2 protein-coding genes are annotated in these 2,559 nt (G+C 69.8%); one reads left to right on the top strand and one right to left on the bottom strand.

Annotated features, from left to right (window positions below):
* Window positions 1–1,290, bottom strand: a 1,290-nt coding sequence (gene cysS / locus V6M46_RS02550) for a cysteine--tRNA ligase (RefSeq protein WP_332662196.1), incomplete at its 3' end; no start/stop codon positions are given.
* A gap of 105 nt (window positions 1,291–1,395) precedes the next feature.
* On the opposite strand from cysS, the gene V6M46_RS02545 reads away from it, so the two are divergent.
* The coding region (locus V6M46_RS02545) for a C39 family peptidase (protein ID WP_332662195.1) at window positions 1,396–2,559 on the top strand (1,164 nt) is incomplete at its 3' end.

Raw genomic sequence — 2,559 nt, 5'->3', positions numbered from 1 at the left:
CTGGCGCTGCTCCAGCAGGCCGCCCACGAGGGAGTCGATCACCTGCGCGTACGCCGCATCGTCACCTCCACGGTCCCACGTCGGGGACAGTGGGTCCAAACCGAGCACGTCGAGCATCGAACGCACGCTCGCCAGCGCACTGCCGACCTCAGCGGTGTTGCCCTCGGCCAGCAGCTTGTTGCCCTCGCCGATCGTGGCCTGCAGCACCGCCAGCGCGGCCGGCACTGACAGGTCGTCGTCCATCGCCGCGGCGAAGGCCTCGGGCACCTCGCCCACATCGCCCTCCCCGACAATCTCGGCCGCACGGCGTACGAAACCTTCGATCCGCTGGAACGCCGTCGCGGCCTCGGCGAGCGACTCCTCGGAGAACTCGACGATCGACCGGTAGTGCGAAGCGGCGAGGTAGTAGCGCAGGTCGATCGGGCGCACGCGCTTGACGACCTCGCTGACCAGCAGGGTGTTGCCGACGGACTTGGACATCTTGGACCCCGCGAGGTTGAGCATCGCGTTGTGCATCCAGACGCGGGCGAACCTCTGGCCCGCCGCGCGCGACTGCGCGAGCTCGTTCTCGTGGTGCGGGAAGCGCAGGTCGAGACCGCCGCCGTGGATGTCGAACTCCTCGCCGAGGAATTTCGACGCCATCGCCGAGCACTCCAGGTGCCAGCCCGGACGCCCGCGGCCCCATGGCGTCGGCCACGAGGCCGACTCCGGGTCGCCCTCCTTGTGGCCCTTCCACAGGGCGAAGTCGCGGGCATCGCGCTTGCCCTCCGGCGGGGCGTCCTCGGCGGCCTGCATGTCGTCGATCTTCTGGTTGGACAGCTCGCCGTACGACGGCCAGGAGCGTACGTCGAAGTAGACGTCACCCGAGCCGTCCTCCGCGGCGTACGCGTGACCGCGCTCGATCAGCGTCTGCATCATCTCGATCATCTCGGGCACGACGCCGGTCGCCCTCGGCTCGTACGTCGGCGGGATGCAGCCGAGCACCTCGTAGGCAGCATGCAGCGCGCGCTCGTTCTCGTAGGCGACGGCGAACCACGGCCGCCCCTGCTCGACACCCTTGACCAGGATCTTGTCGTCGATGTCGGTGACGTTGGCGACGATCGTGACGACATATCCGGAGCGCTCGAGCCAGCGCCGCAGGACGTCGAACACGACCTCCTTGCGGATGTGGCCGATGTGCGGCGGCCCCTGCACGGTGAGCCCGCAGTGGTAGATCGACACTCGCCCCGGCTGGACCGGGACGAGGGGCGTGATCTGCCGGGACGCAGTGTCATAGAGCTGGAATGCCACGCGCCAACCTTATCGGCTCGGGCCGCATCCTCCGGACGCTCGGCCCTGGCGGGGAGGACTGTAACTTCAGCCCCACAAGCCTCATCCGTCACTTACCATGGGTCGATGCGCCACCTTCCCCGAATCGCCGCTGCCTCGCTCCTCAGCCTCGCCCTCCTCACGGCCCTGCCGGCCTCGGCCGCGACCGACCGGGCCGCGTACGCCCGATGGACCACCACGACCGACTTCGCCCAGGGCGTCTCGGTGGGCCTCGCCGCCAGGACCGGCGCCGTCACGCTCGGCACCGGCACGTCCGTCCTCGCCTACGACGACACCCGGGTCAGGGGTGGAGCACGGCACTACGACCGCGGCTACTGGACGTCGCCGTGGCAGACGACGGGCTTCCCGGCCAAGAGCCTCATCCCGTCGTGGAACATCCACACCCCCAGCGGCACCTGGGCGAAGGTCGAGGTGCGGGTGCGCAGCGGCTCGACGATCGGGAGCTGGGACAGCGTGGCCCGCTACTCGGCCGGCACCGCCTACATCAAGCGCGCCTCCTACTCGAGCCAGAGCGACGACCTCGCCCGGCTCTCGACCGACACGATCCTCGCCAACACCGGCAAGACGTTCAGCGGCTGGCAGGTCCGCGTCCAGCTCATGCGGCACGTGGCGGTCGACGACAGCCCGGTGCTGCAGGCGGTCGGCGGTGTCGCCGCCAGCTACACGGCGCGCACACCCGGCACCAGCACGACCACGATGACCACGACCAAGGAGCTCAACGTCCCGCGGTCGTCGCAGATGATCCACACCGGCGAGTACCCGCAGTGGGGTGGCGGCGGAGAGGCCTGGTGCTCGCCGACGTCGACCTCGATGGTCATGCGCTACTTCGGCAAGGGGCCGAGCCCGGCGGCGTACGCCTGGTCGCCCTACACCGACAGCTTCGTCGACCACGCGGCGCGCGACACGTTCGACTACCTCTACGAAGGCACCGGCAACTGGCCGTTCAACACGGCGTATGCCGCCCGCTACTCGCTCGACTCGTTCGTCACCCGGCTCTACAGCCTGCGCGAGGCCGAGGCCTTCATCAAGGCCGGCATCCCGCTCGTCGCGTCGATCGCGTTCGCCAGGGGCGAGCTGGACGGCGCCCCGATCTCGTCGACGCCCGGCCACCTGCTCGTGATCCGCGGGTTCACCGCCGGCGGCCGCGTGATCGCCAACGACCCCGCGGCGGGCAGCAACTCGACGGTCCGGCGCATCTACTCACGTGCGCAGTTCGAGCGGGCGTGGCTC

This window comes from Aeromicrobium sp., from assembly GCF_036676885.1.
Classification (GTDB): Bacteria; Actinomycetota; Actinomycetes; order Propionibacteriales; family Nocardioidaceae; genus Aeromicrobium.
Note: the sequence above shows the minus strand (reverse complement) of the source record. Positions and strands in the feature narration are given on the sequence as shown.